At 72.3% G+C, this 5,636-nt stretch carries 5 protein-coding genes and 1 pseudogene; 1 reads left to right on the top strand and 5 read right to left on the bottom strand.

The window, feature by feature from the left end; genetic code table 11:
* From ACWJ6R_RS28785 to fxsA, 5 genes and pseudogenes are all read right to left on the bottom strand, one after another.
* On the bottom strand, positions 1-147 hold a 147-nt coding region (locus tag ACWJ6R_RS28785), incomplete at its 3' end, for a tetratricopeptide repeat protein (RefSeq protein ID WP_449065237.1).
* A gap of 273 nt (positions 148-420) precedes the next feature.
* A pseudogene (locus ACWJ6R_RS28780) lies at positions 421-1,083 on the bottom strand (hypothetical protein); the annotation flags it as partial.
* Positions 1,084-1,161: 78 nt separating this feature from the next.
* Positions 1,162-1,575: an nSTAND1 domain-containing NTPase gene (locus ACWJ6R_RS28775; protein WP_449065236.1), complete on the bottom strand. Its 414-nt coding sequence runs from the start codon at positions 1,573-1,575 to the stop codon at positions 1,162-1,164.
* 5 nt (positions 1,576-1,580) lie between these two features.
* A complete protein-coding gene (locus tag ACWJ6R_RS28770; protein WP_449065235.1) occupies positions 1,581-2,447 on the bottom strand; it encodes an SIR2 family NAD-dependent protein deacylase in 867 nt (288 codons plus the stop codon).
* A 78-nt stretch (positions 2,448-2,525) separates the two neighbouring features.
* Positions 2,526-2,711: an FxSxx-COOH cyclophane-containing RiPP peptide gene (gene fxsA, locus ACWJ6R_RS28765; RefSeq protein WP_449065234.1), complete on the bottom strand. Its 186-nt coding sequence runs from the start codon at positions 2,709-2,711 to the stop codon at positions 2,526-2,528.
* Positions 2,712-3,052: 341 nt separating this feature from the next.
* On the opposite strand from fxsA, the gene fxsT reads away from it, so the two are divergent.
* Positions 3,053-5,518 (top strand): FxSxx-COOH system tetratricopeptide repeat protein, encoded by a 2,466-nt coding sequence (fxsT, locus tag ACWJ6R_RS28760; RefSeq protein ID WP_449065233.1) that lies wholly within the window; start codon positions 3,053-3,055, stop codon positions 5,516-5,518.
* Positions 5,519-5,636 lie beyond the last annotated feature (118 nt).

Here is a 5,636-nt window from a genome sequence, read left to right as displayed (position 1 = left end):
CGGCTGCCCCGCGTGCCACAGGGCCTGCCCGAGGGCCAGCCGGGCGGGCAGGTCGTTGGGCGCCCAGCTGAGGGCTCCCTTGAACAGCTCCACGGCCCCGGCGTGGTCGCCGTCGGCCAGCCGGAGCCGCCCGCTCTCGGTCAGCACCCGGGCCACCCCGTCGAACTGCTGGAGGCTGGCGAAGGTCTCCGCCGCCTCCTCGAAGCGGCGCCTGGCGCTCTCCGTCTCCCCGCGCGCCGCCTCGGCCGCCCCCAGGATCTCCTGGGCCTCGGCGCGCACCCATGCCTCGCCGAACTCCGAGGCGCGCAGCGCCTCGTCGGCGAGGCGGCACGCCGTCTCCCAGTGCCGCCCGGCCAGCGCGGCCCGCGCGTCCGCCAGGTAGGTGGCGGGCCGCTCCGACCGGCGCACGGTGGTGATCAGCCGGTCGTGCTGCAGCTCGTACCAGCGGATGCCGAGCCGGTGCTCCCCCTTGAGGAGGTGCTGGTCCTCCAGGGCCCTGGCCACGGCGTTCGGCATGCCCGCCGTCTCGTGGAGCCCTTCGTAGACCGTGTTGCGGGTGCCGTGCTCGGTGATGAAGGCGTTGCGCAGCCAGAACTGGATCTCCGTGGCCGGCACGCCGTGCTCGGCCGCGACCCGGGCGAGCGCGCGCCGGCAGAAACCGGTCAGGAACCGGTCGACGTCGGCGTGCAGGCGCACGTGCTCCACGGTGATCTCGGTGAGGTCCCGGGGCAGCGACTCCCACAGCGCGGAGCAGACGACCTGGAGCTGGACCGGTTCGACCGACTCCAGCGCCAGGGTGGCCGTCCGGCCCTCGGCGTCGGAGACCTCGACGGTGCGCAGGTCGTCGACGAGCAGCTCCGCGGCGCCGGGGGCGAAGCGGCGGCCGGTGCCCTCCAGCGGCCTGACCACCGCGTCGAGCGCGGTGGCGCGGGCGAGCGGCGGCAGGTGGAACCGGGCCCGCGAACCGCGGCCGAGCGGGCGCTCGTGGGGCAGGACGGCGGCCAGGTGCTCCTCGCGCAGCGACAGCAGCAGGTGGAGCCCGTCGTGCTCCTCCACCGCCTGCGCGAGCTGGGCCAGCAGCTCCGCCCGGCGGGCTCCTGGTGGACGGGGCCGCTGAACAGCTCCTCGGCCTGGTCGACGGCGACCAGCACCGGCACCGGGTCACCGTACCGGTCGCGCCGTTCCGGGCGCCGCGCCAGGAACTCCGCGACCGTCATCCCGGCGAGCGCCGACGGCGGCTCGTCCGGCGCCCAGGCCGCCAGCAGCGCCAGGACGTGCAGGCCGGCCCGGCCCGCGGGACGGCGCGGCGATCCCGCGCGGGGAGACGCGCGCGATGGGCAGCACGTCGGCGCGCTCGGCCTCGATGCGGGGCAGCACTCCGGCGTGCAGCAGGGAGGTCTTGCCCACCCCGGACGTGCCGTACAGCACGGTGAGCCCGGTCGCCTGCCAGATGGTGGCGATCTCGCGGGCCTCCCGCTCACGGCCGAAGAACAGGTCGTGCTCGGTCTCGCGGTAGGGACGCAGGCCCACGTACGGCCCGGCCGCTCCGCCGTCCGCGCCTGGCGCGGCCTTCATGGCGCTCACCCCATTCTCCGGCGGAGCTCCTCGCAGAACTCCGCCGCGGTGCCGAGGAAGATCGAGATGTTCCAGCCGTTGAGGTAGTGGACGAGGTAGCGCTTGGCCTTGTCCACCGCGTCGCCCGCGGAGTCGCTGACCTCGGGCATCAGCTGGACGCTCACGTGCCGGCGCTTGTTGCTGCGCGGGGTGCTGCGGGCCAGGCCGTGGAAGAGCACCCGGAACGTCCAGTCCTGCAGGCTGTAGCCGATGAACAGCAGCGGCCGGTGGGTCATCGCCTCCAGGACGGGCGTGGGGAGCGGATGCCGGCCGTCGCCCGCGGAGGCGTCCACCATGTTCACGAGATAGGCCAGGTAGTCGGCCTCGGTCAGCACCAGCGAGGCGGGGCGCGACCAGGTCCCGTGCAGGTGGTAGACGAGGGGCCGCTCGGCCGTGGGCTCCGGCAGCACGGGGACGTCCGCCGGGGCGGCGTCCCACCAGGGGGAGACCGTGCTGTGCGGCTCCTTGCCCGAGGCCCGCAGCGCCTCATGGAGGAAGTTGTCGTAGTTGGTGGTGAGGAACACCTTGAGCGGGAAACCGGCCAGCAGCGCGTGCGGATCCGCGGGGTCGCCGGGGGGCGGCCGCCCGTGCGACTGGAGGAGCCGGCAGACCTCGTCCTTGAGGTCCACCGGATCGCGCACCACCGCCTCGACGTACTGCATCACGCGGGCGAGATTGTGGGCGTCGGCGAAAGGGTAGCCGTAACGGGCGGCGTATTCGCGGCTCAGCGCGGTGCCGGTGGGAAGCGTACGGCAGGCGCCGGCGCCGAGAAAGGGCGTGCAATCACCCCTGCGGAGCTGGTTTATCAGCCGTTGCCAGTCCGCATCGTCCACTGCGCCACCCTGAGTGCCGGGAAAGGACCCCCTGTGACACTTTATGTCCCACAGGGGCGGCGCCGAAGTCAAGGAATGTCAGATGCCCGCGGAGAATCCCGCCACCGGGCCGGCGGCATCGCCTTCGGTGAGCCGGCGCAGCGCCTCGCCCAGAACGGAACCGTCTATGAGGTCGAGGTCGCGGAGATCGAGCCCGTTGACATCGATCAGCCCGTTCTCCATGCCGGTGGCGGTGGCGGTGGCGGCGGCGGCTTCTTCGGCCATTCGGACTCCCTCGACCAGGACGATCGGACGCGCCTCAGACGTCTTCACGCGTCACACTCGCTGTCATCCTCGCATGTCCGGCGACCACTTCTCACCCGGCCGGGGACTGCTTCCGGCATGGTGCGCTAAAGATGTCTCCGGTACGGCGCGCCGAAGGGCGGGTTCGAATGGCCCGGACCGATCCGGCGGCCACGAGAGGCTGCCCTCTTTGCGCCTGCACATATGCCGTTCGAATCTCTACGCTGCTGTCAGGCCGGTCGAGTGGAGGCTGTCGGATGTCGGTTTCGCAAGGTTCGGATGTTCATGGAGTAGTGGGACGCCAGCCTCAGGTATGGGGCAAAGTGCCACAAAAGAACAAGAATTTCACCGGCCGCGATGAGCTCCTCGAAAAACTGCACAGCGGGATCACCGCGCAGGTGACCGCGGTGGTGCCGCACGCCCTGCACGGATTCGGCGGCGTCGGCAAGACCCACGTCGCGATCGAGTACGCCTACCGCTACCGGCACGAGTACGACCTGATCTGGTGGATCCCGGCGGACCAGCCGATGCTGGTGCGCTCCTCGCTGGCCGCCCTCGCACCCCACCTGGGGCTCCCCCCGTCCAGCGCCACGGGCATCGAGGACGCCTCCACCGCCGTGCTGGACGCGCTGCGGCGCGGCGAGCCGTACTCCCGCTGGCTGCTCGTCTTCGACAACGCCGAGCAGCCGGAGGACATCAACGACATCGTCCCGCGCGGCCCGGGGCACGTCCTGATCACCTCGCGGAACCACGCCTGGCAGGGGGTCGTCGACACCATCCCCGTCGACGTCTTCAGCAGGGCGGAGAGCGTCGACTTCCTGCGCAAGAGGGTGCCCCGGGGCATGAGCGCCGAGGACGCCGACCGGCTGGCGGACGAGCTGGGCGACCTGCCGCTGGCGCTGGAGCAGGCGGGCGCTCTGCACGCCGAGACGGGCATGGCGGTCTCCGAGTACCTCCGGCTGCTGCAGGAGCAGACGGCCCAGCTGCTCGACGCGAACAAGCCGTCCGACTACCCGCTGTCCATGACCGCGGCCTGGGCGCTGTCGGTGTCCCAGCTCGAGACGAAGCTGCCCGAGGCGGTGGAACTGCTGCGCTGCTGCGCCTTCTTCGGGCCCGAGCCCATCCCCCGTGACGTCTTCGGCAGGCTGGACGAGGAGAAGACGGCCCGGTCGCGCCTGGGCGGGCTCCTGGCCAACCCGATCATGTTGAGCAAGGCGATCAGGGAGCTGGGCCGCTACGCGCTCGTGCGCATCGACTCGGGCAGCCGGACCATCCAGGTGCACCGCCTGGTCCAGGCGCTCCTGCGCGAGGACGTGGGGGAGGAGAACCAGCGGGGGTTCCGGGAGGAGGTGCACCTCCTGCTCGCGGCCGCCGCGCCCGACCGTCCCGACGACACCGAGAACTGGCCCCTCTACGCCGAACTCCTCGGCCACGTGACCCCCGCGCAGGTGAAGACGGCGGCCGATCCCGCCGTGCGCCGCTTCGCCCTCGACACCGTGCGCTACCTCTACTCCTCCGGTGACTACCCGTCGGCCCGCGACCTCGCGCAGGGGTTCCTGGGCGAGTGGCGGACCGGCGGAGACGACGACCCGTGGGTGCTCTCCGCGCAGCGGCATCTGGGCATCGTGCTGCGCGAGCTCGGCGACTACGCCGCGGCCTTCCGGCTCAACCAGGCGACCCTCCAGCGGATGAGGGCGTCCCTCGGACCCGAGCACGAGGAGACCCTGCTGCTCACCAACAGCCACGGCGCAGACTTCCGGACGCGGGGCGACTTCACCGCCGCGCTCGAGCACGACCTGGAGTCCCTGCACCGGCACCAGGAGAAGTTCGGCCCGAAGAGCTCCCGGACACTGCGGGCGCTGAACAACCTCGCCGTCGACTACCTGCTGGTCGGCGACTACGAGAGCGCCTTCGACCGGCAGCAGGAGGCGTTCATGGAGACGCGGCGGTCGCCGACCTCGAGCAAGGTGGAGGAGCTCATCCCGTGGAACGGCCTGGCCCGCATCGTACGGCTGCGCGGCGAGTACCTCGAGGCGTGCGACCTCGGAGAGGACGCCTACGAGTTCGGCATCCAGGAGCTGGGCGCCGACCACCCCTGGACGCTGCGCACGGCCAAGGACCTGTCCATCGCCAAGCGCCGGGCAGGACTGGTCGAGGAGGCGTTCGAGATCGCCCAGCGGACGTTCGAGCGGGTGGAGCGCATCTTCGGCCGCGACCACCCCGACACGCTGGCCACCGCCCTGTGCATGGCCAACACGCTGCGCACCATGGGGGAGACCGCGGAGGCCCTGAGGCTGCTGGAGGACACCGCGCGCCGCTACCCGAGGGTCTTCGGCGAGGACCACCCCTTCCGGTACGGCTGCGACATGAACCTCGCCCTGCTGCTGCGGGTCAACGGCGACGTCGACGGAGCCGGCGGGCTCGACCGCGCGTCCCTCGACGGCCTGGACCGCCGGCTCGGCCGGGACCACCACTACTCCCTCACCTGCGCCATCAACCTGGCCAGCGACCTGGCCGCCCTGGGGGAGGGGCAGGAGGCGAGGCGCCTCAGCGAGGACACCCTGAGCAGGCTGCGGGACCTGCTCGGCGAGGACCACCCGCTGACCCTGGCCTCGGCCGCCAACCTGGTGGTGGACCTGCGCGCCGCGGGCGCGGGAGAGGAGGCCGGCGCCCTGGAGGCGGACACCTTCGACCGCTACCGCCGGGTGCTGGGTGAGGGCCACCCCGACGTCCAGGTCGCGAGGGCGGGCGAGCGGCTCGACTTCGACTTCGACCCGCCCGCCCTGTGACCGTCCCGGTGTCCTGAGGTCAGCCGTTGCGCTCGAGCCAGCGGGCCCGGTGCCGGTCCGCACGCTCGCGGCCGAGCGCGCGGGCCTCCTCCGGGACCGGCTCCCGCGCCCACAGGTC

This window comes from Planomonospora algeriensis (genome assembly GCF_977012225.1).
The sequence above is the reverse complement of the archived record's forward strand: the minus strand, read 5'-3'. Positions and strand labels throughout refer to the sequence as shown.

What these genes read in the sequence shown, in the direction of transcription:
- ACWJ6R_RS28775 (WP_449065236.1), bottom strand. Translation starts at nt 1,575, where the DNA reads ATGAAGGCCGCGCCAGGCGCGGACGGCGGAGCGGCCGGGCCGTACGTG.
- fxsA (WP_449065234.1), bottom strand. Translation starts at nt 2,711, where the DNA reads ATGGCCGAAGAAGCCGCCGCCGCCACCGCCACCGCCACCGGCATGGAG.